Source organism: Alkalihalobacterium alkalinitrilicum (assembly GCF_002019605.1).
GTDB lineage: Bacteria > Bacillota > Bacilli > Bacillales > Bacillaceae_F > Alkalihalobacterium > Alkalihalobacterium alkalinitrilicum.
Window position 1 is genome coordinate 5,157,885 of the sequence record NZ_KV917368.1, and the last position, 24,001, is coordinate 5,181,885.

The 24,001-nt window shown below is 35.1% G+C and carries 27 protein-coding genes and 1 pseudogene; 20 read left to right on the forward strand and 8 right to left on the reverse strand.

The window, feature by feature from the left end; translation table 11 throughout:
- Nucleotides 1-680 (reverse strand): IS1380 family transposase (locus tag BK574_RS24980; protein ID WP_142248106.1); only part of this gene is annotated, 680 nt, incomplete at its 3' end.
- A 464-nt stretch (nt 681-1,144) separates the two neighbouring features.
- On the opposite strand from BK574_RS24980, the gene BK574_RS24985 reads away from it, so the two are divergent.
- The 3 genes from BK574_RS24985 to BK574_RS24995 all read left to right on the forward strand — a co-directional run bounded on the left by BK574_RS24985 (nt 1,145) and on the right by BK574_RS24995 (nt 3,718).
- The gene (locus tag BK574_RS24985) at nt 1,145-1,411 is read left to right on the forward strand and encodes a hypothetical protein (RefSeq protein ID WP_078430538.1); all 267 of its coding nucleotides are present in this window, start codon (nt 1,145-1,147) and stop codon (nt 1,409-1,411) included.
- A 51-nt stretch (nt 1,412-1,462) separates the two neighbouring features.
- Entirely contained in the window at nt 1,463-2,053 is a 591-nt protein-coding gene (locus BK574_RS24990; RefSeq protein WP_078430539.1) for a GNAT family N-acetyltransferase, read from the forward strand.
- Nucleotides 2,054-2,746: 693 nt separating this feature from the next.
- Nucleotides 2,747-3,718 (forward strand): NAD(P)H-dependent flavin oxidoreductase, encoded by a 972-nt coding sequence (locus tag BK574_RS24995; RefSeq protein ID WP_078430540.1) that lies wholly within the window; start codon nt 2,747-2,749, stop codon nt 3,716-3,718.
- Nucleotides 3,719-4,053: 335 nt separating this feature from the next.
- Here the strand turns inward: BK574_RS24995 and BK574_RS25000 are convergent, their stop codons facing one another.
- The 4 genes from BK574_RS25000 to BK574_RS25015 all read right to left on the reverse strand — a co-directional run bounded on the left by BK574_RS25000 (nt 4,054) and on the right by BK574_RS25015 (nt 7,016).
- Entirely contained in the window at nt 4,054-4,650 is a 597-nt protein-coding gene (locus tag BK574_RS25000; RefSeq protein ID WP_218970626.1) for an NTP transferase domain-containing protein, read from the reverse strand.
- Complete coding sequence (locus BK574_RS25005) at nt 4,613-5,680, reverse strand: XdhC family protein (RefSeq protein ID WP_078430542.1); 1,068 nt, start codon at nt 5,678-5,680, stop codon at nt 4,613-4,615. The genes BK574_RS25000 and BK574_RS25005 overlap by 38 nt, the downstream gene beginning before the upstream one ends.
- A 209-nt stretch (nt 5,681-5,889) precedes the next feature.
- Nucleotides 5,890-6,093, reverse strand: a complete 204-nt coding sequence (locus BK574_RS25010) for a capping complex subunit for YIEGIA (protein ID WP_078430543.1) — start codon at nt 6,091-6,093, stop codon at nt 5,890-5,892.
- Entirely contained in the window at nt 6,093-7,016 is a 924-nt protein-coding gene (locus tag BK574_RS25015; RefSeq protein ID WP_078430544.1) for a YIEGIA domain-containing protein, read from the reverse strand. Before BK574_RS25015 ends, BK574_RS25010 begins: the two co-directional genes overlap by 1 nt.
- 363 nt (nt 7,017-7,379) lie before the next feature.
- On the opposite strand from BK574_RS25015, the gene BK574_RS25020 reads away from it, so the two are divergent.
- The 5 genes and pseudogenes from BK574_RS25020 to BK574_RS29340 all read left to right on the forward strand — a co-directional run.
- On the forward strand, nt 7,380-9,704 hold the full coding sequence (locus BK574_RS25020) for a xanthine dehydrogenase family protein molybdopterin-binding subunit (RefSeq protein ID WP_078430545.1): 2,325 nt from the start codon (nt 7,380-7,382) through the stop codon (nt 9,702-9,704).
- Nucleotides 9,701-10,543 (forward strand): FAD binding domain-containing protein, encoded by an 843-nt coding sequence (locus tag BK574_RS25025; RefSeq protein WP_078430546.1) that lies wholly within the window; start codon nt 9,701-9,703, stop codon nt 10,541-10,543. The genes BK574_RS25020 and BK574_RS25025 overlap by 4 nt, the downstream gene beginning before the upstream one ends.
- Nucleotides 10,536-11,003: a (2Fe-2S)-binding protein gene (locus BK574_RS25030; RefSeq protein ID WP_078430547.1), complete on the forward strand. Its 468-nt coding sequence runs from the start codon at nt 10,536-10,538 to the stop codon at nt 11,001-11,003. Before BK574_RS25025 ends, BK574_RS25030 begins: the two co-directional genes overlap by 8 nt.
- Before the next feature lie 98 nt (nt 11,004-11,101).
- A complete protein-coding gene (locus tag BK574_RS28635; protein ID WP_075388273.1) occupies nt 11,102-11,368 on the forward strand; it encodes a hypothetical protein in 267 nt (88 codons plus the stop codon).
- 64 nt (nt 11,369-11,432) lie between these two features.
- Nucleotides 11,433-12,346 (forward strand): annotated as a pseudogene (locus BK574_RS29340) (catalase); the annotation flags it as partial.
- A 169-nt stretch (nt 12,347-12,515) separates the two neighbouring features.
- On the opposite strand, the gene BK574_RS25040 reads toward BK574_RS29340, so the two are convergent.
- On the reverse strand, nt 12,516-13,439 hold the full coding sequence (locus BK574_RS25040) for a ketopantoate reductase family protein (protein ID WP_078430548.1): 924 nt from the start codon (nt 13,437-13,439) through the stop codon (nt 12,516-12,518).
- A 214-nt stretch (nt 13,440-13,653) separates the two neighbouring features.
- On the opposite strand from BK574_RS25040, the gene BK574_RS25045 reads away from it, so the two are divergent.
- Entirely contained in the window at nt 13,654-14,973 is a 1,320-nt protein-coding gene (locus BK574_RS25045; protein ID WP_238458088.1) for a uracil/xanthine transporter, read from the forward strand.
- Nucleotides 14,974-15,087: 114 nt separating this feature from the next.
- Here the strand turns inward: BK574_RS25045 and BK574_RS25050 are convergent, their stop codons facing one another.
- Entirely contained in the window at nt 15,088-15,843 is a 756-nt protein-coding gene (locus tag BK574_RS25050; protein ID WP_078430549.1) for a PadR family transcriptional regulator, read from the reverse strand.
- A gap of 266 nt (nt 15,844-16,109) precedes the next feature.
- Between BK574_RS25050 and BK574_RS25055 the strand changes: the two genes are divergently transcribed.
- The 7 genes from BK574_RS25055 to BK574_RS25080 all read left to right on the forward strand — a co-directional run bounded on the left by BK574_RS25055 (nt 16,110) and on the right by BK574_RS25080 (nt 19,868).
- Nucleotides 16,110-16,595, forward strand: coding sequence for a CarD family transcriptional regulator (locus tag BK574_RS25055; protein WP_078430550.1), 486 nt, complete (start codon nt 16,110-16,112; stop codon nt 16,593-16,595).
- Between the two features lie 13 nt (nt 16,596-16,608).
- Complete coding sequence (locus BK574_RS25060) at nt 16,609-16,788, forward strand: hypothetical protein (protein WP_075388267.1); 180 nt, start codon at nt 16,609-16,611, stop codon at nt 16,786-16,788.
- A 52-nt stretch (nt 16,789-16,840) separates the two neighbouring features.
- Nucleotides 16,841-16,987, forward strand: a complete 147-nt coding sequence (locus tag BK574_RS27800; protein WP_158211766.1) for a hypothetical protein — start codon at nt 16,841-16,843, stop codon at nt 16,985-16,987.
- 48 nt (nt 16,988-17,035) lie between these two features.
- On the forward strand, nt 17,036-17,488 hold the full coding sequence (locus tag BK574_RS25065) for a GreA/GreB family elongation factor (RefSeq protein WP_078430551.1): 453 nt from the start codon (nt 17,036-17,038) through the stop codon (nt 17,486-17,488).
- A gap of 211 nt (nt 17,489-17,699) precedes the next feature.
- Nucleotides 17,700-18,143: a GreA/GreB family elongation factor gene (locus BK574_RS25070; RefSeq protein WP_078430552.1), complete on the forward strand. Its 444-nt coding sequence runs from the start codon at nt 17,700-17,702 to the stop codon at nt 18,141-18,143.
- Nucleotides 18,144-18,239: 96 nt separating this feature from the next.
- Nucleotides 18,240-18,962: a sporulation protein YunB gene (gene yunB, locus BK574_RS25075; RefSeq protein ID WP_158211767.1), complete on the forward strand. Its 723-nt coding sequence runs from the start codon at nt 18,240-18,242 to the stop codon at nt 18,960-18,962.
- Between the two features lie 180 nt (nt 18,963-19,142).
- Nucleotides 19,143-19,868, forward strand: a complete 726-nt coding sequence (locus BK574_RS25080; RefSeq protein WP_078430983.1) for a YetF domain-containing protein — start codon at nt 19,143-19,145, stop codon at nt 19,866-19,868.
- 229 nt (nt 19,869-20,097) lie between these two features.
- Here the strand turns inward: BK574_RS25080 and BK574_RS27805 are convergent, their stop codons facing one another.
- Entirely contained in the window at nt 20,098-20,262 is a 165-nt protein-coding gene (locus tag BK574_RS27805) for a hypothetical protein (RefSeq protein WP_158211768.1), read from the reverse strand.
- 584 nt (nt 20,263-20,846) lie between these two features.
- On the opposite strand from BK574_RS27805, the gene BK574_RS25085 reads away from it, so the two are divergent.
- The 4 genes from BK574_RS25085 (at nt 20,847) to BK574_RS25100 (ending at nt 23,701) form a co-directional block, all read left to right on the forward strand.
- The gene (locus BK574_RS25085; RefSeq protein WP_078430554.1) at nt 20,847-22,250 is read left to right on the forward strand and encodes an SLC13 family permease; all 1,404 of its coding nucleotides are present in this window, start codon (nt 20,847-20,849) and stop codon (nt 22,248-22,250) included.
- A gap of 135 nt (nt 22,251-22,385) precedes the next feature.
- Complete coding sequence (locus tag BK574_RS25090; RefSeq protein WP_078430555.1) at nt 22,386-22,655, forward strand: hypothetical protein; 270 nt, start codon at nt 22,386-22,388, stop codon at nt 22,653-22,655.
- Nucleotides 22,656-22,754: 99 nt separating this feature from the next.
- Nucleotides 22,755-22,940, forward strand: a complete 186-nt coding sequence (locus BK574_RS25095; protein WP_078430556.1) for a hypothetical protein — start codon at nt 22,755-22,757, stop codon at nt 22,938-22,940.
- Between the two features lie 149 nt (nt 22,941-23,089).
- Nucleotides 23,090-23,701, forward strand: coding sequence for a YczE/YyaS/YitT family protein (locus tag BK574_RS25100; RefSeq protein ID WP_078430557.1), 612 nt, complete (start codon nt 23,090-23,092; stop codon nt 23,699-23,701).
- Nucleotides 23,702-24,001: the final 300 nt, after the last annotated feature.

Below are 24,001 nucleotides of genomic sequence, written 5' to 3' on the forward strand. Positions count from 1 at the left end.
CTATCACCACGAAGAAAAGGTGTTGTCTCTGGGAACTTTTCGTTGTAATGATCAATGAGTGGTTGAATAAAATCGACGACACCATTTGAAGTATACACGTTTCCAGGTCGTAGCTTTGCTTTAAGGAAATCACCTGTTACTCCGTCAAAGGCAACTAATGGATGAAAACCAACGGTACCATAATGAGTATTGAAAGCCGCAGCTTCTTGGTCTCCGTAGGTATCGGAATGCGTAGAATCTAAATCAATAATAAGTACCTTTGACTCTCTAAATTGATGCACTTTGTCAATAAGCTCTTGGTTGGCTCGATTCAATTCTTCAATAGATTGGCTATCAAACCGTCTAAAGAAACGAGATAAGCTCGGCTGAGAAGCTAACGCATCTGTACCAATAATTTGAGTAAATACAGGGTCTTTCGTCAATTGATCAGCTGCATCATCGTCGGTATAACCAGCAATGATTTGATAAATCTTTTGACGAATTAAGTTTTCATTCGAATGAATATAGTAACGTCTATTGTCTTTCAGGTTTAAATGTTCAGCCAATGTTTTAGAGAAACCAATCTTTTCATCAAATTCCCTAAAGAGGAACTCACCAGTATCAGACGAGAGTTCTCCTCCGTCATTAGATAATTTAATTTTACGATTGAAATCAAGTGTTAATTGCGGTAAAGTAGCCATTATAAGAATCCTTTCTGATGGTTATTGGTTCGCACTTTTAACTTATCAGAAATGGGTTCTTTTTTCATTTATTTGATGCGTTAACGAGTAACAAAAAAGCTTATTAAATGGACATTAGTAGGCAAATATTATTTTTTTATGAATAAATCAGGTTATTAATTATCATAGGTGCTTCAGTTGTAAGCTACTAGATATTATTTAGGTGACTCAAAAGGTTTTGGTAGCTTAGTGAGTTACCTTTTTCTGTTTGGGGAAAATTTGCTGATTAACAAACATCTTCTCTGGTTGGTACCCATTTATTATCAACTACACTTGTTACACGGACTAGATAAAAGTCTACTAAAACTTTTTTATAAAATTAAATAAAAATAGGAACTTCACTATACCAATAGCTTTTCCAATACATACAGTAATTAATGAACGGGGAAATACCTTTAAATTAAAAGTAAGGGAGGTAATATAGCATGTCATATGAGTATTATTACGATTTATGTAGTAGAAACATCGGTGCAGATGTTGAGATAAGAGATCATCATGGTAAACTGTATGTTGGACAAATTGAACGAGTAGATCGTGAATGTGTTTATCTTCGACCGATAGGTCCTTCACATGGCCCAGGGCATGGAATGTACTTTTTTGCAGCGGCAGCATTAACTGCAATTGCAATAGCATCTATCGCAGCTTTCAGGTTCCGTCGCAGACGATTTCACCATGGCCCATTTTTCTATTAATAATAGACTACAGAATGAAGCTATTTAAAGGACAAGGGATGTGCTCTTGTTATGGAAAAGAAACAGTCGGTTTTAGAACCCATTGAGACAAGAAACTTAATCTTTAGAGATTTTTCCATCGATGATAAAAGCGACATTTATTATCTTTATTCTGATCCTGAAGTCATGAGGTTAGACCAAAGTGAACCTATTAAAGACCTAGTAGAAGCAAAAACATTAATCAAAAACTTTCAGCAATCTAATCAGAGTCATAATTCTATAAGCTGGGGAGTCGAATTAAAAGAAACTAAAAAGGTCATTGGAACGTGCGGCTTTAAGAATTGGAATAGATTATCACACCATGCAGAGATTGGCGGAAATATTTTAAGTAAAGAGTGGGGGAAAGGATACGGAAAAGAAACGTTAATGTTTTTAATAGAATATGGTTTCACAAAAATGTATTTAAACAAAATCTATGCTTATACAAATGTTAAAAATCGTATTGTTTTGACATTAATGAATAAATATGGTTTTCAACAAGAAGGAGTACTCCGTGAACATCAACTACTTGGGAGAGAATTCTACGATGTGCTAGTCTTTTCATTACTCAAAAAGGAATCCAAGTTTGATTCGGAAAATAACTTTTCAAACTTTATAGGATAATTTGTTTTTCTGGGGGTTTACGTCCAAGTTTATACAACCAAGAGTAAATTCTTTCTGTCACTAGTTGTGCTGTATCTATGTATTAGCACAACTTTTTTTATTTGAAAAGGACTATCAAGTTACATACTTAATAAGAAGACTTAACAGAAAAAGAAGCTCGAGCCAAATTTTAAAAGGAAATTGTCATATATAAAGTTGGCTTAGATGATGTTGACCAATTTATCGTTGAACGTAATAAACAATTATTCTATTAATCTCATCTTTTATTCATATTTCAAAGTTTAAATCCCCATACCGATAAAATCCTCTTTAAATAATGGATCTTTCTCTACTATGAATATAGATCCAGTTATGGTTTATATAGCTACATTCCTTCACTGAAATAATTCAGCATAACTGGCTAATTAAAAGTGGTAGAACTGCAAAATCCTCCACTTGAGATCACATATTTTGGTTATTATTTCTTCAACGGTTTATCTTTCTGAAACAACCTATTATCTTAAAAGAAGTTGTTATATATTTCCAACACTAGGTATTATGGCTTGACTATAACGCTATAAATATAGTATTACTAATAAATAAGGATTATTGTAAACGTTTTCCGATATTCATATAAAGACTACTTGGTCCTTATCGTATTCGGAATGGTTTATATTTTTCAGTAAATATGTTTTGAAATTGGGGGAAGTAAAAATGTCAAACATTCCATCTATCATGAAATCCTTAAGGATACCTGTAATCGGATCGCCTATGTTCATCATTGGTAATCCAAAGCTTGTAATTGAACAATGTAAGGCAGGAATTGTCGGCTCTATGCCTGCACTTAATGCTAGACCAGCCTCACAACTAGATGAATGGTTAGCTGAGATTACGGAAACGCTAGCAGATTACAATGCGAAAAATCCTGATCGACCAGCAGCACCATTTGCTATTAACCAAATCGTACACAAGTCAAATGATCGGCTTGAACATGATATGGAGCTATGTGCGAAGTACAAGGTACCTATTATTATCACTTCTCTAGGAGCTCGTGAAGAGGTTAATGTAGCTGCTCATAGCTATGGAGGAATCGTGTTACACGACGTCATTAATAATAAGTTTGCTCATAAGGCAATTGATAAGGGAGCAGATGGTTTAATTGCCGTTGCTTCAGGTGCAGGAGGACATGCTGGAAATAAAAGTCCATTTGCATTAGTTCAAGAAATACGTCAATGGTTTGATGGTCCATTAGCGTTAGCAGGTTCTATTGCAAACGGAAAGTCAATTTTAGCTGCTCAAGCTATGGGTGCTGATTTTGCTTATATCGGATCGCCATTTATCGCTACACATGAAGCACGAGCAGCAGAGGAATACAAGCAAGCGATCGTTGAATCAACGTCCGATGATATTGTGAATAGCAATTTATTTACGGGTGTTCACGGAAACTATCTTGCTCCATCCATTCGTGCTGCAGGCTTAGATCCTGAAAACCTTCCTGAAAGTGACCCGTCAAAAATGAATTTTGGGGATGGGGAAGCAAAGGCTTGGAAGGATATTTGGGGAAGCGGTCAAGGAATCGGTGTGATTAACGAGGTTACAAGTGCAGGAGAGTATGTTGATAAGCTTCATCAGGAATATATAGAAGCAAGAGACGGCTTAATGAAGGCAAGCCAAGTATTTGCTTAATGAGTTAAATTAATAGCGGTGCTTACTCCAAGTTTGATTTTATATAGGAGTAAGCACGTGTCCAAGAACAAGGAGGACTTGCAACGTATTTATTATTCGGCGGAGAATTAGCAAAGCATCATCATCATCCACTATTCGATTATGATGAACAAGTTTTAGCTATTGCAGTAAACACTTTAGCATCCATTGTTGTAAATGAACAAAAAACAGCAGTATAGGATCTAATTAGAAATAACATAGTGTGTAGAATAGGAATGTTTCCGAGGTACTCAGAATGTGAGTACCTCGTTTTCTGTTGTATGGAAATTACATTAACTTTACATAAGATATAGAACCTACACCTTTTTGCTTAAAAATTTTATCAGAGTTTGGTATTGAATAGGGGTATCAACATCAAGAAAGTGAATTTGTTCATTATCCTTAACTATTATCCCTTGATTACTATTTCTAATAATAGATCGAGCACCTATATCTCCTTGTAATTTCAACATATTTGGGAATAAGCTTGAATTAATAATTATTGGTGGTCTTTGTATTCCATTGAAAGAAGAAGCAACAAAGTCAGGCTTTGTTTTTATATAAATACTAATTAATTGGTTAAGAAGTTTTCCTGAAATAAAGGGTTGATCGGCAAGTAGGATCATCACAGCATTGGCTTGAAGTTTTTGAGCAGTTTTAATACCACATTTGATGGATTCGGCTTGACTGTTGGTTGAATTCATAGATCTTTTAAGAATACATGTACTGCTGAAGTGTGAATTAAAGAACTGTGAAGGTAACCATGAGAGGGGATCTTCTTTATTTACAACTACAATGACTTTATCTAATTTAGAGTTAAGAGCTGTTTTCAAACTAATACTTCCTAGTGGTTTTCCATTTATAGGTAGATTTAACTTAGGGCAGCCCATTCGTTTGCTTTGACCAGCCGCCAAATAAATACCACAAATCATGTTTATGAGCCTTCTTTCGATGAGTTTTAATGACATCAGCAAGTATACTTATTGCTATTTCATTCGGACCTTCTGCACCAATTGGTAAGCCAACTGGTGAACGGATCCATTTGGGGATTTGATCTTCTAATAGTTGTTGCGTTCTTTTCCTCGGTCCTAAGATTCCAAGATATTTTAATTTCTTTTGTATAAGCTCCTGTAAAATTTCTTGATCCTTATGAAAATGGTGCGTCATAATGATAATTGAATCTTCGGGATTAAACGTAAAGTTATTTACAAATGTACTAGGAAACTCAACATGGACCTCATTTGCATTAGGAAAATAAGAAGGAGAACAAAAATGTGAGCGCCAGTCTGTTACAATTGTATAAAACCCTGTACTAACTGCTAGTTCAACAAGTGGTCTTACATCAGGACCAGCACCAAAAATAATCATGCGTGGTTTCGGGAAAAAAGCTTGAACAAAATAACGGTTTAAGTTTCTTTCAAACAACCCCTGTTTTGGTTTAACGTTGACGATTGCTCTATAAATATCTAATAGGTTGTGATCATGCCATTCACCAAAGCGGTTTTGAGAGGGTGTAATAAATATATAATCTAAAACAGAGTTTAAATCGGATAATCTTTTAATATGAAATACGGGTATACCTTTTTTTAAATATTGTTCTACTTGTTTTAAGTGATTCTGGAGTTTTGCATCTACGTACTCTAATAAAATGGATATCTTTCCATTACATCCATTATTTAGACCCCAGGTAATATCGTCATCTGCCTTCATATCATAAACAACTGCACGAGATTGTTGTTCTTTAATGATTTCTTCAGCTCTTAAAGCTACATCATTTTCTAAACATCCACCACTTAGTAGGCCAATTTGTGTACTGTCTTCTAAATGGAGCATCATCGCTCCTTCTTTACGATAAGAAGAACCATCAACATCAATAATGGTAGCTAATACTTTTTTTTGATCAGTAGTTTGAATCAACTTCAAAATGTCAAATAAATCGTTCATTTATACCTCCTTTTTATGGGCCCACAATTAATTGAATATAAGCTATGTACTATGATTGAACTTTAATTATGTAAAGATTTGTATGAAAGAATTTTAACAATAGAACTTTTTAAAGGGAAAAAGTGAAGAGGTCCTGAAGTTAGACAAAGCATACAACAAAAGGCCACAACATTCATAGTGGCCTGGTTGGTCATTTTTATATATGGAGACTATTTTTTAATGATTAAGTGATCACCGCTTTTAAGTTCTAGAATATCTGCCAAAAATACTTCAGCGAGATTGTTGGAGATATCAATCAATTCCTCTTGATCCTTCGCTAATAACGAAAGAGGCGCCCCTCCTAAATAACGATTTTTGTCTGTTGTGACCATGGCTAGAATTCCTTTAATCTGTCCACCGTTATTTCCGCCCATTAGCTTTGCCCCCCTTTTTGGATATTTAATAGTTCAGGGTTCTTTTTAACTGTCTCTAATAAAGGAGTAAGTAAAATCGTTTCTTTCAAAAGTTCAAAGTTTTTTATGATAGGAACTAAAACAATGATAATGACTCCTGCACCAGGGTTTTCTACGCTGTATAATTTTTTCTGACCTATTCTTCTCGTGGCTTCAAATAAAATAGCTTGGCGTTGTCCGCCGTTAAAAAGGGGAATTTGAAAGTGGTCTTTGTTCGGTCGAATAACGGCAGCAATTCCGTCATCTAAAAACCATTCTTTGGCTTCCTCTCTACCCGCTAAATTATAAACAAACATATCATTTACGTATAAATCAGACCCTTTAATTTCAATTTTCCCCTCTTCAACAGTGGCAATATCTCTTACTTTTTGTCGCTCTGTAAATCTCTTTAGTAAGTAATATACAATAAGTCCGACGATGGAGCCACATACCACTTCGATCCAAGCAGCTACTTCCAGAAGCTCTTGGAATAGTTGTATCGTTAATGCAGTAGAAAAGGAAACAAGTAATGTGATATAGTTGCGCGCTTCAAAGATTTTGGCAATTCCATCAATATAAGCATCACCACGTCGTGAAAATTCATCCCCCTCAAGGTCTAAAAGACTTTCCCTTTCGATTTTGCGAACGTCACGAAAATGTTGTGCTGCTAAAGCAAGAAATGTTACCGCTGTAAAATTCTTTGTCATTAATGTAGGGATAATAAAGGCACCTATTGCGGCAGCAAGTGCACCTGTTACAAGGTGTATTAAGTAGCCGTTTGGATAATTAGGGTATTGTCTGTAATCCAATTTTATTGAAAGAAAGCGGACCAATGTTCCAATAAGGGTTGCGGTAATTATTAATACAAGCATTTCAGGTGAAATAATGTCGTCGTTATTGGGCATGTTAATGACTCCTCATAAAAAATTTACCATTTATAGATTTTGTTATATGAGAAATTTTATACAAAGAGTAAATATACAGGATTTTTCATTTGCGTTATGTGTAAAAATGGATAGCGAGTATTTATAAGAGAAAAAGCTCAAAAACTCTCTACCTTAACGTAAAAATTGATTTTCTCAATATGACGAATGAATGAGTATATGAAGACCAATAATAGGAAAATATACGTTTTTATTTAGTACCTTACATATTACTGTGATTTGGCAAATCTAATAAGAATTACGGCTTTTTTATATACTAGAATATCAATCAACATGAAGAGTAATTTGTATTCTGATCAATATAGTTAGAGGTGGCTTGGTTTCATGAGTTGGAGTATCGGGAAAAGTACCTATCGGAAGGAAGCTATTGAAAAGGTTACAGGGGCAGCTAAATATGTGGATGACTATTCAGCGAAAGAAATGTTACATATAAAATTAGTCGTTAGTACTCAAGCTCATGCGAAAATTAAAGCAATTGATACAACAAAAGCAAGGGAGATTGCTGGGGTTCGAGCTATTTTACTTGGACAACCTTTTCCACTCACAGGAGAAGAAATTAGTGATCGTCCGCCTATTGCTTATGATAAAGTACGGTATCACGGTGAACCCGTTGCAGCAGTAATAGCAGATGATCCTGTTCAAGCAAAAAAAGCAGCTGAATTGGTTGAAGTGACGTATGATGTTCTTCCCGTTGTGAATTCTGTAAAGGAAGCGCTCCTTCCTAATGCTCCGCTCGTACATGAAAACTTAGGAAGTTATGAACGAATTGAACATGTATATCCTGAACCGAATACAAACATAGCAGATCGGACCAAAATTCGTAAAGGAAGCATGGAACAAGGTTGGAACGAGAGTGATATTACAATTGAAGGAAACTTTTCATTTGGTCCATCCGACCATATTGCGATGGAAACGCGATGTGTTACTGCAGAAATCAGACCAGATAGTTCTGTTGTATTTTCTTCTGCGACGCAGTCTCCTTATATGATCAAAAAATTATTAAGCGATTACTTCGATTTGGAAGAAGGAAAGATTATCGTCAATACGCCGTTGGTCGGAGGAGGTTACGGTGGTAAAGTAGCGGTGCAATTAGAATTGATTGCTTATATGGCGACTCTTGCTGTTGGCGGGAGACCTGTGAAACTGCTAAATTCAAGAGAAGAAGATATGATCACTTCACCCGTCCATATCGGACTTGATGCAACAGTAAAGCTAGGAGCGACAAAAGATGGTCGTTTAACTGCAGCAGAAATATTGTACAAGTTTGATAGTGGGGCCTATTCAGACAAAGGGGCGACGATTAGTCGAGCCGCTGCAGTTACGTGTACAGGACCGTATCATATAGAAAATGTATGGTGTGATTCAATCTGTGTTTATACAAATCATCCGTATGCAACAGCTTATCGTGGTTTTAGTCATTCGGAGCTATTATTTGCTTTTGAACGTTCGATGGACATGCTTGCAAAAAAACTAAATATGGATCCATTCGATTTAAGAAACAAAAATGTATTTTTACCAGGACATACAACACCAACTCAAATCCGTCTTAATGAAAGTACGGTTGGTAATTTACCTCAATGCATAAATCAATTAAAACAATTGATGAATTGGAAAGAAGGACAAGTCATCCGAGTAAATGAGCGGAAAGTCAGAGCAAAAGGGATCAGCTGTATATGGAAGACATCAACCATTGATTCGGAAGCAAGCTCTGGAGTTCTATTAATTTTTAATGCTGACGGGAGCGTTAATATTCTTTCAGGTGTTGTTGAAATCGGGACTGGCACAAAAACTATTCTCGCTCAATTACTAGCTGAAAGACTTAAGATGGATATTAATAAAATTCACGTCAAAATGGAAATCGATACACAAACAACACCTGAACACTGGAAAACTGTGGCGAGTCGAGGAACATTAATGGCTGGAAGAGCTTTGCTAAAGGCAGCCGAAGATGCAATTTCTCAAATAAAAGATATAGCTTCTCGAGTTCTAATGTGTTCACCCGATGACTTAGAGGTCGGAAATGAAATGGTTTATGTACGTGATGAACCAGACACTTTTACCCATGTAAAAGATGTTTGTCTTGGCTACAAGTATCCAAATGGTTATTCAATAGGTGGACAGATTATAGGAAGAGGAAATTATACGTTACGACATTTAACGCATCTAGATCACGAAACAGGTGTCGGTAAACCAGGACCTGAATACTCAGTGGGTGCTCAAGGGGTCGAAGTAGAATTTGATATGAGAGATTTTACATATAAAATTTTGAAAGCTTATTCTGTCCTAGATGTTGGAATGGTACTAAATAACAAAGGAGCCCAAGGACAAGTAATGGGTGCGATGAGCATGGGTTTAAACTTTGGGAGTAGCGAGACATTTGCCTTTAGTGAGGATGGAAAGGTCCTTAACCCTAGATTGCGTACATACGTGCCGTTTCGTTATGGGGACCATCCTGAGTACATCGTTCATTTTATCGAAACACCACATATTGATGGGCCTTATGGAGCACGCGGAGTTGGTGAACATGGTTTGATTGGGATGCCTGCGGCTCTGGCAAATAGTTTATCGACTGCTGCAGGTGTCGACTTGAACCAACTGCCCATTACTCCCGAGTTCATTTGGAAGAAAAAGAAGGCGGTGGATGAATGATTTCCTTTGATTTTGAATATTACAAACCCACGTCTGTGACAGAAGCAACTAATCTGTTTCAATCGTTAACTAAGCAAGGAAAGGATCCTATCTATTTTTCGGGAGGAACAGAAGTCATTACTTTAGGAAGAATGAATCAGATACAAACGGATGCAGTAATTGATATCAAAGGTATCCCAGAATGTCTTGTTTTAAAAAAAGCTGAACATAAAGTAACGTTCGGATCGGCACAATCATTAACGAAAATTCACGAAATGCAAATCTTCCCTTTTTTAAACAAGGCGATTGTTGAAATCGCCGATCATACCGCCCGTAATAAAATTACATTGGGTGGAAACCTTTGTGCCAATATTATTTATCGAGAAACGGTTTTACCACTATTGCTAACCAATAGCGAAGTTGTTATAGCCGGCACTGGTGGCTTAAAGCAAGTTCCGCTTCAGGACGTTTTTGATCAAAAATTAAATTTAGAAAAAGGCGAATTTTTAGTTCAAGTAATTACCGAACAAAGTGAAATCGATTGTCCATTTCTTTGTGTAAAAAAGCGAAGGCAGTGGGATGTCGGCTATCCTTTAATAACAACCGCGGCATTAAAGAAGGATGGCTACATTAAAGTAGCATTCAGCGGTTTAGGTACGTTTCCATTTCGTGATAAAAACATCGAAGAAAGTTTAAATATTAAGCAATTAGCAATAGAAGAAAGAGTCGACCAGGCTCTTCAACAAATTTCCGTCTCCATTTTAGATGATGTCAATGGTTCAGCAGACTATCGATTGTTCGTATTGAAAAATACGTTGCTTGATGTACTGGATGCGTTGGAAGGAGGAGAGAATGTATAAGACAGAAATTACTTTACAGATCAATGGTGAGGATCGTTTTGTATATGTTCGGAATGCTGATACACTATTGTATGTTTTGCGTGAAAACTTAGGCTTAACTGGGGCAAAGCCTGGTTGTTTAAATGGAGATTGTGGTGCGTGTACCATAGATGTAGATGGGGATGCGATGAAATCATGCTTGATGCTTGCAGTAGAGGCAGTCGGAAAAAAAGTAATTACAGTTGAAGGGCTGAAAAATGCACCCATTCAAACAGAGTTTATCGAAAAATTTGCCTTTCAATGTGGTTATTGCACACCTGGATTTATTATGAACTGTAACTCCTTAATTCAAAAATATCCAAAAGCAGGTGTTTCTGTGATTAAAGATCATTTAGAATCGAATATATGTCGCTGTACAGGTTATCAAGAAATTGAACAAGCAATAAAATCAGGGTTATTTAACGCAACAAATGGATCGTAAAAATACATAAAGATAATTTTTAAAAATGTGTATGTTAGGGAGTTATCTAAGGCATCTTATACAAGTAACATCAATTACATTTTTAGGGGGAGTTTTCTATGCAACAAAACCAACAGTCTCAACAAGCAGCTCAACAAGCACAACAAGCCATTCAACAAGCAGAACAAGCGATTCAGCAAGCTACTCAACAAGCAAATCCTCAAGCGATTCAGCAAGCACAGCAACAATTACAACAAGCAACACAACAAGTGCAACAAGCGCAAAACAGTGCTCAGCCAGCACAACAGCAACAATTCCAACAAGTTCAACAACAGCTACAACAAGCAACACAACAGCTACAACAAGCGCAACAACAAAATCAGTAACATAATAATTTGTAATTATAGAAAAGAAGTAGTATTGAATTTTTGGCTTCATACTACTTCTTTTTTTCATCCTGGACATGTTGTGCCTGGAATTGACTTTAGTAATGATCCGTTGTTACAAGGACGTTTGTTTTCCTATACGGATACGCAACTTCTACGCCTGGGCGGGCCTAATTTCCATGAAATCCCGATTAATCGCCCAATTGCACCCGTAAATAATAATCAGCGAGATGGGTTTCATTGTATGACCATTGATAAAGGGTCAGTCAGTTATTCACCGAATTCGCTTCGGAGTAACTCTCCACAACCAGCCACGGACAAAGAGAATGGATATACTCATTATGCTGAAGAAGTAGAGGGGCAAAAAATCAAAAAGCGCAGTGAAAGCTTTAATGACCATTATCGTCAAGCAACGCTTTTCTGGAAGAGTATGTCACCTGCTGAAAAGAAGCATATTATCAAAGCATTTCATTTTGAGGTGGGTAAGGTCAAAACGGATTTAACTTTAATGATGTAACGCAGGTTATGACGGCACTGTCTGGTGAAGGGGTTCATGCGGACCTAATTAGCAAAAATTTAGGGATGATTACTAGTGCCGACAGTCAACAGTTGGAAGCAAATAAGAGCTATGCTACAAGCGGAGCAATTATGTATGATGCACTTTATATCCCAGGAGGTAAGGGGGCTGTTGATCTATTAATGACTCATAAAGAGGCGAAAGATTTTGTGGGCGATGCTTTTGTTCATGCAAAACCAATTGGAGCTGCGAACGAAGGAGTGGATTTATTAGAATCATCTGACGTTCAAAGAATTACGTTGGCAACACCAGAGTCTCAAGCTCAAGTTTTTACAGACATGGGGATTGTTACGATCCGTAACGCAGCAGACTTGAGTTCTTTTCACCAAGAATTCACCCATGCGATCGCGCAGCATCGGCATTGGATGAGGGAAAATCAAGATGGAAAGATGAGTGGGTAAGCGAAACGTTTCTATTAACCTTATACATTAATGGTTAACAAAGAGTCTGGATCCTACTGATTAGAACTTCTTCCTAGGATCATCATAAATATGAACTTTCCCCCTTGTATAGCGAGGGGGAAAGTTCATATTTTAATTGTAAGTTAAATATTGGCTCAGAACAAAAGATCTACTTTTTATTAAGGTTAATTTCGTATACCTTTAAATGTTGATAGATCACTCGAAGTAATGGCACTTCTAAGTTAAATCGATCAGCTAAAGTAAGTAAATAACCTTGTAGATGATCAACTTCTATTGAGATCCCTTTTTCAATATCTCGAAGCATAGATGCTTTCATATTATAATGTTGCATTTTCATTGTAGCCATTTGTTTGTCAACAATATCATCAGCTATTGGTGCGTCAGCCGCTTCCATAATAGAAGCCACTTCCTCGAATAATTGAAGGGTTAGTTTTTCTCCATCCTTTACTTCGAGTATAGGACCAACGGATGAACGCATTAGCGTCGTAATACCCGATAAAGTAGTGATAAATAAATATTTGTGCCACATGTCTTGAAGAATATTGTCACTCAGTTTAAATGATGCACTTGTTTCACTAAAAAGTGTTTGTATACTTTCGATACGTGAACTTCTTTCTCCATCAAGTTCTCCAAATGATATTTGATGACTTTTACTCGTCTGAACAACATGTCCTATGTCATTTAAAGTAGTTTCAATAAAGCAAAAACCACCTATTATCTTGTCCTTCCCAAATACTTCTTGCAACCGATAGATATGGCTAATTCCGTTTAACAATGGAATAATCGTAGTCGAAGGGCCAACATAAGGCTCTACTGCTTGAATAGCCCCTTCTAAATGTTGTGCCTTCGTAGCAAAAATGATTACATCGAACGTCCTAACTTCTTCCCCAGACACTAATGTTTTAGGTTCAAGTTGAATGTCTCCATGAATACTATTAATAAATAGTCCTTTTCCATTAATTTGCTGTTGGCGTTTTTTTCTAACTAAAAAAGTAACATCTACTCCACTTTCTATAAGACGTCCACCAAAATAACCACCTACTGCACCCGCACCTAACACAAGAACTTTCAATTGTCTTCCCCCTTACTTATACTAAAATTTCAGCTTCATGCTTTAACAAACTCCTATTTAAAATAGATTTAGTATGTATTTTATCATACCACAACTTAACCTTATATTAATGAATGGCCCTATTAAGCTATAAATATTACAAGTAAGTGTAGACTAGATTACGAATATTTGGTATTATGCTAGGATTAACTTCAAGGTGAAAGGATGTAAGGCAGTGGGGAAGTTACCGTTTAGTATTGCTTTATTAGGTGGGTTTCAATGGTTATTTTTCATGTTTGCTAATACCGTAGTCATACCCATATCCATTGGTGGGGCTTTTGGCTTAGAGCAAGCCGAAATTGTTTCTGCTATCCAGCGTTCTTTTATTTTTACAGGTATTGCTTGTGTATTACAAGGACTAATCGGGCATCGTTATGCTTTAATGGAGGGACAATCTGGGGTATGGTGGGGAGTTATTTTAAGTCTTGCAGCAACGGCTAGTACTTTAAATATGGAGTTGACAACAATAGGTGGCAGTATAGCTGTTGGAGCTATTATTTCGGGCCTGATCATATCTATTTTAGGAATGTTTGGCCTTGGTAATCTATTAAAGAAATGGTTCACACCGGTTGTTATGTTCGTTTTTTTATTACTGCTGGCCAATCAATTAATTTATATATTTTTAAAAGGAATGCTAGGTTTAAATCATAGTGAGTACATTGATGTTCGTGTTGCTTGTTTTTCGCTAGTTCTCGCTGCTATTACGATTTTCCTTAATGTAAAAGGAAAGGGTGTAATAAGTAACCTCTCTTTACTTATCGGAATGGTAGTCGGCTGGATAGGAGCAGTTCTCATGTTCCCGTATGAAACAGTCAGTATAGTAAAAACAACACCTTTGCTTACTTGGTTTCCATGGGGGGAGCCAAGTCTCGAATGGGGGATTGTGCTGACAGTTGTTATTACGGGATTATTAAATACAACAAATACGATCGCTACTTTAAAAGGGGCCGAGGATTTATATGAAAGGGAAACTGAACCGAAGCAATATCGTGCGTCCTTAATGCTATCTGGTGGATATTCTTCATTATCAGGGATTTTAGGACTTGTTCCATATGCACCTTATGCTTCTTCACTCGGCTTTTTACAATCGACAGGGATTAAAGGTCGCTTACCGTTTTTCATTGGTTCAGTACTTTTTATTATCATAGGTGCAATCCCAGCATTAAGTGCGTTCTTTTCTACTATACCTCATAGTGTAGGTAATACTATTTTGTTTGTAGCCTATTTGCAGTTATTTCGGTCTGCATTAAGAAATATTGAAGGCTTGCAATTTACTTCAAAAACGATTTACCGCATTGCTTTACCTGCCTTATTAGGAATGTCAATAATGAACTTGCCAAATGAAGCTTTTACGCAAATACCTGTACTCATTCAACCACTCGTTTCAAACGGTTTATTAATGGGGATTTTAGCTGCCTTATTAATTGAAGCGATTTATTATTATTCAGAATCAAGAAGAAAAATAGTAGAAAAAAACCAAAGTTTAGGTCAATAATAAATTGGTTTTTACTGTGAATAAATACGTAAACTCACGAAAAACGTAGCCTTCTTGTATAAGAAGGCTACGATTAGTATAGGGCATATTCTAATGCCAAACGCTCCCCAGGTTTTAAGGGGTATGATTAAATTTCTCGATCATAGACCTTAAAAACTGATGAACTTCAGTTAAATGGTTTTCAATTTCAATGCTTAAAGAAGTAAACTGACTCTTACCCAATTTAGTTACTGTATATTTTCGCTGTGATCGTGTTTCCTCATCTAACCATGTTCCGCTAATTAGTCCTTCATGATTCATTTCTCTAAGCACTTGATAAAAATATCCATGGTTATTCATCCACCCAAACCAAATATCCATATCCCTATAAAGGGCTCCGCCATGCAGTGTACCTTCATGGATAAGTCGTTGTAATGTATACCATTGTATCAACGCTTTTACATTAATAATTTTACTAATATATTGTTTTTCATAATTTGTTAGTGATGTATCTAAGGTGTGGTTTAGCTGATTTACGATTACTTTTTTCATGTGTTCAATTATTTTCATTAGTTTAATGAGTGTAGGATAGAGATTTTCTGCATAATGACGTAAGTACACAGCACCTTCTTCACTTAAGTGAAGAATTTTTTTTCGTCCTTGTTTTTGAAATACGATTAAATTTTTATTTTGAAGTTCGTCTAGAGTTTTATACACATATGTTCTAGAACGAGTTGGACTTAAATGATCGTTTCTAGAACTTTCTGAAACTAATCTATAAACTTCTGCAGCATGTGTAGGCGACTGATTAAGCAATTGTAAGATTAAAAGGTGTAGGACTTCTTTTTGTGTTAGGCCAAACTTGTTTACCGATATAGAAAGTTTTGTCATCGACTCACCATCCTAAGTATAGGGTACGTATATTGTAACATAAATTCAATGTACCTTTAGCAAGTATTATGTTATGATCTATATGTGTACATACAATATTTTACTGTAGTACTTTATTTCAGCTATATAAAGCAATAATTACCTTAATTTCATTTTAAGAGGGAAAAACATAAATGCAGAAAAATAATAAACTTGATCACGACAAGGGGGTGATTCTCTTGCCGAATTACAATTAATCTCCAATTAAATAGAAAGGAGAGGTTAAATTGTTTCAGGTAGGGGACGAAGTTGTATATCCACCTTATGGCGCGGGTTTTGTATCCGCTATAGAAGAGAAGTGTATTCAGGGGAAACAAGAAAAGTACTATGTTATTAATTTAATATTAGATGACCTTAGTGTTTCTCTACCCTTACACCGTTTGTCTCATAAAAATATTAGGTCTGTAATGAATTTCAAGGAATTAAGTTATGTTTTTTCTAGTTTAGTTCCAGTTCATACGAATATTAAAATGTATCCATTGCATCAAAAACAAAAATTTTATGAAAAAATTCTCTTGGAAGGTGATATTCAACTGATTGCAAAGATATTGCAAGCGCTAGTTCAAAAAAAAAGAGAGAGTGGTCTGAATCAAAGTGAACGTGAGATATACAGTAAATATTACAATATGATAGTTAGCGAGATTATGATTATAAAAAAACTCATTCTACAAGATGCTGAAAATTTGCTTTATGAATTGTGTGAAAATAAATAAGGGGTTGAAATAGTTGGCAACAACAACACGCGGAAAAGTATTACGTGAATTAGAAGGCCGGGGAAGAGGTACTTGCCCAATATGTAATAGAAGGCGGATAAAACTGTTATATGACCTAGTTAATGAAAATGGTAAGACGATGAAAGTTTGTAAGGTTTGCCGTCCCAAAAAGGCATTAACGAAGAAGGAATAACAAACAAAAAAGGTTTGTTAATCTAATTTATCATTGAAAGATGTGATTAGAAATGAGTAATCAAGAGTGGCTCGAATGGCAAAAGAGAATAGTATTCGAAGAATATATAAAGCCAGAATTAGAAAAAGACGAAAATGAGGAAAAGAAAAACGCTGAACAGAAACACTTTCAAAAAAATGAAGAAGTGATTACCTTATGAAAATTGAAACTGTGGATCTGACAATAATAATACTAGGGGGATTAACTAATGATCCTTAGAAAAGCGATTATGCATAACTGGATGAAAAAGCGTATGGTCGCACAAGTTAATTATCTGAAAATGAACAGACTGAAAATTCTTCAAAAGTTAATTTTTAATAAAAGTGAAGAAATTCATGTAGATCCTGAACAGTTAATTGATAATTATATTGATAGACTATCGATGTACAGTTTAAAGGTCTTTGATTTAGTAGAATTTCCATCCATTCCTTTTGTCATGATTGATAGTAGGGTAACCATTTATGAAGTGAAAAATAAATTGAGTAAAACAATAAATATCTGTTTTCCAATACAAGAAAATGAGGAGATTGAATATTTCTCATACCTTTCACCCATAGGGCAACAATTATTATTACGCCAAGTAGGTGATCGTTTTAACCTAAGTGAATGTTCGCAATTAAAAGAAGTTATTATTCAAAATATCGAATATAGTTCCATATAGTTAAAGAAAAAGAAAAGGTATTTTGCAGTATAAGTTGTAAGTTTCTTTAAGGTTTTTACCTTTTATTTTAAGTGACAAGGTAGCACAACTAAATAATTTTTAAATTTGTAAAGGTCCCAATCTTTTGGGGCCTTTTGTATAGAGCGATAATTTAACTAAACGTGGTGGTATAAAACCATTCCAGTCTACAAAAAGAGGAGACGGGTTTACTATGAACGATAATATAGCAATGATAGGCTCGCGATCTAAGCTAATAAATCAACTTGTCTATTTTGATGAGGAGCTGCACCGTTTTTTAGAAGTGTTTGTTCAAGAGAAAAGTAAAAAGAGTGAAGTTGAAAAGACAGTTCATAAGTATATGGAAGTAGTTGAAAGGATACTATCTAATTTTAATGAAGAGAGTATTAATTCAGTTGTTCTCATTGGCAGTACGGTGGAAGTGTATTATCTTGATGATCATATTAATGAAACCTTTACTATTGTGTTTCCTTATCAGGCAAATCCTGAAAAGGACTTAATATCTTTCCTATCTCCTGTCGGCTCTCAACTACTCCTAGCGAAGGCGAATCAAACGTATAAAATAAAATTACCTTTTGGAGATACTTCAGTAATAGTAAAAAAAATTACCTTTACTAATAGTGCTTTAATAGGGTAGATGCTAATTATTTTTCTAGTTTTGAAGGTTGCTTGATTTGTAAACTGTGCCATTTTGTCTTGATTTTCAAATGATGAGGATAAGGATGAAGTGCTCTTGATAAAATTAAATAAGAAAAAACCAATATCACTACGTAGCATTTTATTAGTATCCTTCGTACTATTCGTTCTTTTAACAATTCAGGCACTATATATTGTAGAAAGAGGAATAAGACCAACTATAATTAATGTTGCAGTTACTGAAACTCAAAGAATCGCAGCTCAATCTATAAATGATGCAATCGATAAAAAAATAGTCGAGCATTTGGATATGGATCAACTATTAAAGATTGATTATAAAAAAGATGGAGAAATCAGCTCAGTTAGGTTTAACCCGCAAATCTATAACCGAGTCACTGCAGAGGCCACTACTAGAGTTCAACGTAGCTTACAGTTTGTTAACACGGAAAGTTTTTCAGGTTTCTTTGATGATATCGAAAATGATCCAGGAATCATCCATCATATCCCTTTAGGAATTGCAACGAATAATTCCCTACTAGCTAATTTTGGACCGTTAATTCCAGTGAAATTTACAACGATTGGGGATGTACAATCCGAAGTAAGAGCTAAAGTTGTGAGTGCTGGAGTAAATAATACGCATGTTTCCGTTTATATTACGATCATCGCAAATGTTAAAGTTGTTATTCCATTTGCGACAGAAACTACCACTGTAGAAAATAACATTTTATTAAGTGATATATTTATTCCTGGTGAAATTCCAGAATGGTATGGTGGAGATACTAAATCAGGATTAATTCCAATCTCAAAATATCACCATTAGTAAAAAGAGCCAGCATAGATAACTGCTGGCTTATTATGATTCCGTCCTACTATTTGCTAGCTTACTATAAGGACTTAATACAAGGTTAATCAAACTTTTTCATTAGTGAATATAAAGTTAGAAAACGGTAATAGTGGTAACATCTTGTGTAACAAAACAGATGATGTAAAGGGGAGTTTAATTGTGGAATTTTGGAATGGAGCAGAAGATTTACCGATATATGGATATCTCATACGAGCAGGTATTGTGTATCTTTATATTTTTATGATCATAAAAATTCTTGGCCAACGGTCGATGGTATCCTTTCACCCCATTGATTTTATTTTTGCTATCATCATTGGAGATATTGTCGGCGAACCTTTATCGACTGGTGAATTACCTCTCGGTGGCCCCCTAGCAGCTGCTTCTTTAATTGTCGGATTACATCTTACCTTAACGTTTCTTGCTCTCAAAAATGCAAAGGTCAGACGGTTTGTTGAAGCTGAACCGATTATTATTATTAATAAAGGACAAATCTTAGTCGATCAAATGCGAAAAGCAAAACTAACCGTTGAAGCACTATTTATGGATTTAAGGCTTAACCAAGCGAGTGACTTAACCGAAATTGATTACGCCATTCTAGAACCCAATGGACAAATTAGTGTTATAAAGAAGTCTAAATATGACGCTTTAACGCCTAGTGATTTAGACAAAACTCCTTCAGAAAAAGGTTATCCTTCCGTGTTAATTTTAGAAGGAGAAGTGAATAAAGCAAACTTAGAGAAGTTAGGTTATAGCATGGCTTGGTTAGATGAACAAGTTCACCAAAATGGCTATGAAAATATTAAAGATATTTTCTTATTAACAGCTGATGAGAGGAATGATAAGGTTTATATTAGTGGTCGTTCGGTAAAGGATGTTGTTTAGAAAAGAAAATTTACAAAGAGTTCGAAATCAATAATTTGAAACAGTAAAACTACTTATTTGTTACACTATTTAACGAAGTGTTTCCATTTTTATCCTGTATCAACTGGCAGTAACAACTAAATGAACACAGACGTTGCCATGTCCTGTGACAACGTCTGTGTGACCCACATCGTGTGGGCCTCAGCTAACCATTATTGGGGGATGAAGGACCCCTCGACTTAATGAAGGTTTACACGAACATTACAGTTATTTGTAAGATACCCTGTTGAAATATTCGCTTAACGATAGGATTGTTAACCCCACCAGTAGGGGCTGGCTTATTTATAGCATCTTCAATGAAATGTAAAAATTGAAGCGCTAACTCGAGCAATTTTTCCTTTCTTAATTGTGTCATTTATCGTTTTATTTATTATTACGGTTTGGCCAGATCTCGTATTATGGATTCCAAATCTAGCGAGGTAATTAACGCTTTTTGTTTAAACTTAATCAAAATTAATGAATACGGCTTCTCCCTACAAAAATATAACTTTGTGGGGAGTGCTTTTTTAAGGATCAAAAAAAGTAACCATTTGATATACTCTGGTTCCGAAAAATGATCTTACAATCGTTATTAAATAGAGTAACAATTTAAAGTGTATTGAAGGCCAATATGTTTAGCAGTTGAACTGCAAACATATTAGTCTTTTTTAGTTTTCCATTCAAAATCTTGTATTCTGTAAATTTTTTTGTTATTTATTACTATAAGATAGAAACATACACTATCTACACTTACATTACTATATGTTACAATATTCTAAATATTTACTGTGGTTTATGTATTATATGCTTTTTGTTTTTAGTGAAATCATACCTGTTTATACTAAACAATAAAACTCTGCTATAAATTTTCAATTACAATTACGATGTAACTAATCTTCAAAAATATAACTTTACTTCCAATTAGAAAGGGTACTAATTGCAAAGAAGGGAAGAGAAAATATGGTGAATAAGAACATTATTGGAGCAATATTGTTTGCAATAATAGGGCTCGTTACCGGATTAGTTCAGCCTTTTACCAACCTAGAACCACTAGGTCATTACATAATAGGTACGGTTATCGTCACAATGGGTTTATGGATATTTAAGCCTGGAGGCGTTCCTTTTATGGCTGGGAGTACAGTTTTAGTGGCTGGAGGACTTATATTTGGTTTGAATTATGATGTCGTGGTATCTGGATTTATTAGTTCATCTGTCTGGATATTAATTCCTGCGTTGTACTTCGGTTTTGCGTTACAAAAGACGGGATTGGGAAATAGAATAGCCTATCTTGTATTGAAAAGCTTTAAACCTAGCTGGATGAGTATGTCCATGAGCTGGCTTATTATTGGGGTTGCGTTATCCGCTCTTACCCCCTCAATTACTGTTAGGATTGCAATTATGATGCCTATTGCATTAGGTGTAATTAAAGCTTGTAAACTAGAATACCGTTCGAAAGGTTCTGCATTTATTGCCCTTATTTGCTGGGCCATGTGTTTGTTTCCTGGAACTGGCTGGCTTACTGGCTCTCTTTCAGGGCCAATTCTTCTAGGATTTCTCCCAGTCGAATTGCAACATATGGTTACATTTGAAACGTATTTTCAAATATTAGCTCTTCCTTGGATGATCATTACATTACTATTTGTACTTCTCGTTTATTTATTTATGAAACCTAATGTACCGTTAGGGATTTCTAAAGATACTTTTGTAAATGAATATAAAGCATTAGGGCCAGTAAGTCGGCAAGAAATGATAACAGCAATTATCCTATTAGGGACATTGGCCATGTTCACAACAGAAAATCTGCATCTCATCCCAACTACAGCTATTGCATTATTAGCTTTATTTTTATTACTTGTATTTAAGGTCGTTGAACCAAAAGAGATTGGCACAGGAGCAAACTGGGATGTAATCGTGTTCTACGGTGTTACGATAAGTCTGTCTACGATATTTATGGCAGCCAATATTGATGAGTGGGTTGCCCCTATGTTATATCCAGCCTTGCTTAGTATTGCAGCTGATCCTCTAGTTTTCCTATTAGTAGCGACGTTAGGATTTTTCATTATTCGTTTTATTGATGTCCCATGGGGATTTTCTACTATAGCTTTAACGGTAGGAGTTTTATTACCACTATTTAACCAATTTGGATTTCATCCTTTAGTATCGTCTTTTGTTTATTTAGCAGGGATCAACTTCTTTTTGCTTTCCTATCAACAGCCGTGGCTTGCAATGGCGGAAAGTGTGATTGAGAACAAAGGCTGGTTAGCCAAACATATTTTTATCGCTGGACTATGTTATATCGTCGCCGTTGTTGTTGCCATTTTTGTGACCGTACCTTATTGGCGTATGATCGGTGTTTTACAATAGCAATTTCTTTATCCTTAGGTCTTAGGGTATCTGATAGAATTGTTCGCGGTTGCTTGAAAAAGTTATTATCTTCTTTTCTTGAAGATAGTGAAAAAGAAGAGCTTTATATAATTGCAAAAGCAAGGAGTGGTTTTCTTGTTGATAGAAATTATAACGAATATCGGAATGACAATGGTAGCTTTTCTTCGTGGAATGCCAAACGAAGAACGAACGAATAGAAATATAGAGATGTTAAAATCGACAGAATGGTTTCGATCGATCTATCAAACAAATGATAAGTTTTTAAATAAGGATGAAGATATCCGACACATTATAGGATGGGCAAATGTTGAGAAGACATTAAAAAGTGAAAAAAGAATGAATAGGTTGAGGAAAAAAATAGAAGATGCGCTTCAAGACAAGTAGATCAAACTAATTGGTAAGAGAAAGATAAAATGTTTAAGAATTCTCATTATTCAATCAAACTCATGTTAAAATATATAATATTCTTTAAAGGAGTCTGTAATGAAATATGTATTTGTATTTGCAGTGACGTTTCTATTAGGGTTACTGATTTTTTTCGGTTATGAGAACATCGAGATTTTAAAGTTTAACGGTATTTTTACTTTGTTTTATGTTTTTGATTTGGTTACAAGGTACATTCTACCTTGGCTAATCCTTGATTATTTAATAAAAATAGCTAGAAAATGAATTTAGTAAACTAGAACATAAATGTTATAAATATATTAAAAAGTCAAAATGGATGTAATTTATGCTAGTACTTACAACGATTTGTTCTATAAAAAAAAGCTTATATAGTGCAACAGATGTTGAAATCTATCTTAGAATAAGGTGTCATAATGGGAAGAAGAATAGGAATTTATTTAGTTGGTTTAGCTATTACTGCTTTAGGGATCGCTCTTATTATTTTATCTTTCATTGGTGCAGGACCATGGGATACAGTTGCAGTCGGTATGAACAATTATTTTGGATTAACGATCGGGACGTGGGCTATATTTTCACAGGTTATCTTTTTAGTAATTACTCGGATACTTGAAAAAACGAGGCTAAGAATTGAGTCGATTATACCAATAGTTATAAGAAGCTGTTTTTTGGATATTTGGGTTTATCTTGTGTTGCGAAATGTTGATTTTTCTTTTTCATGGGAAGTCCAATGGATTACCTTTATCACTGGCCTAATTCTTACAGGAGTGGGAATGGGTATTTATATGGAAGCACAGTTTCCGAAAACACCGATAGATGGACTAATGGTTGCAATCAGTAATCGATTTGGTTGGAGCTTTAATGTTTCTAGAACTTGTATTGAAGTAAGTGGTGTCATACTTGGATTTTTACTAGGTGGACCAGTAGGACTTGGAACATTGCTTACAGCTCTATTTTTGGGGAAAATCATTCAAGTGTCTAATCATAGAATAAAGAAGGTTTTACATGTTCAAACTACATCACTTTAAACTCATTAATTTCGTGAATTATTATAAGAGAAATTAGGAATTGGAGGAGTACTTAACTTAATAAAGCTAAAACAGTAGTGTTTATATTCTTTAATTTATATTCATCGTACTATTCACAATAGGTAGGTAAGAAAAGGACTATTATTAAGAAAGTCCTTTTCTTTTTTATAATGATGGTTATTGCTGATTAGACTGTCCTTGCATCTGTTGTTGTTGTTGTTTTGTCTTTTCCATTTCTTCTGTATAATTAGTGAGCTGTAATAAAGCAATTAACTAATGATGTTTTTGACAGTTTGGAAT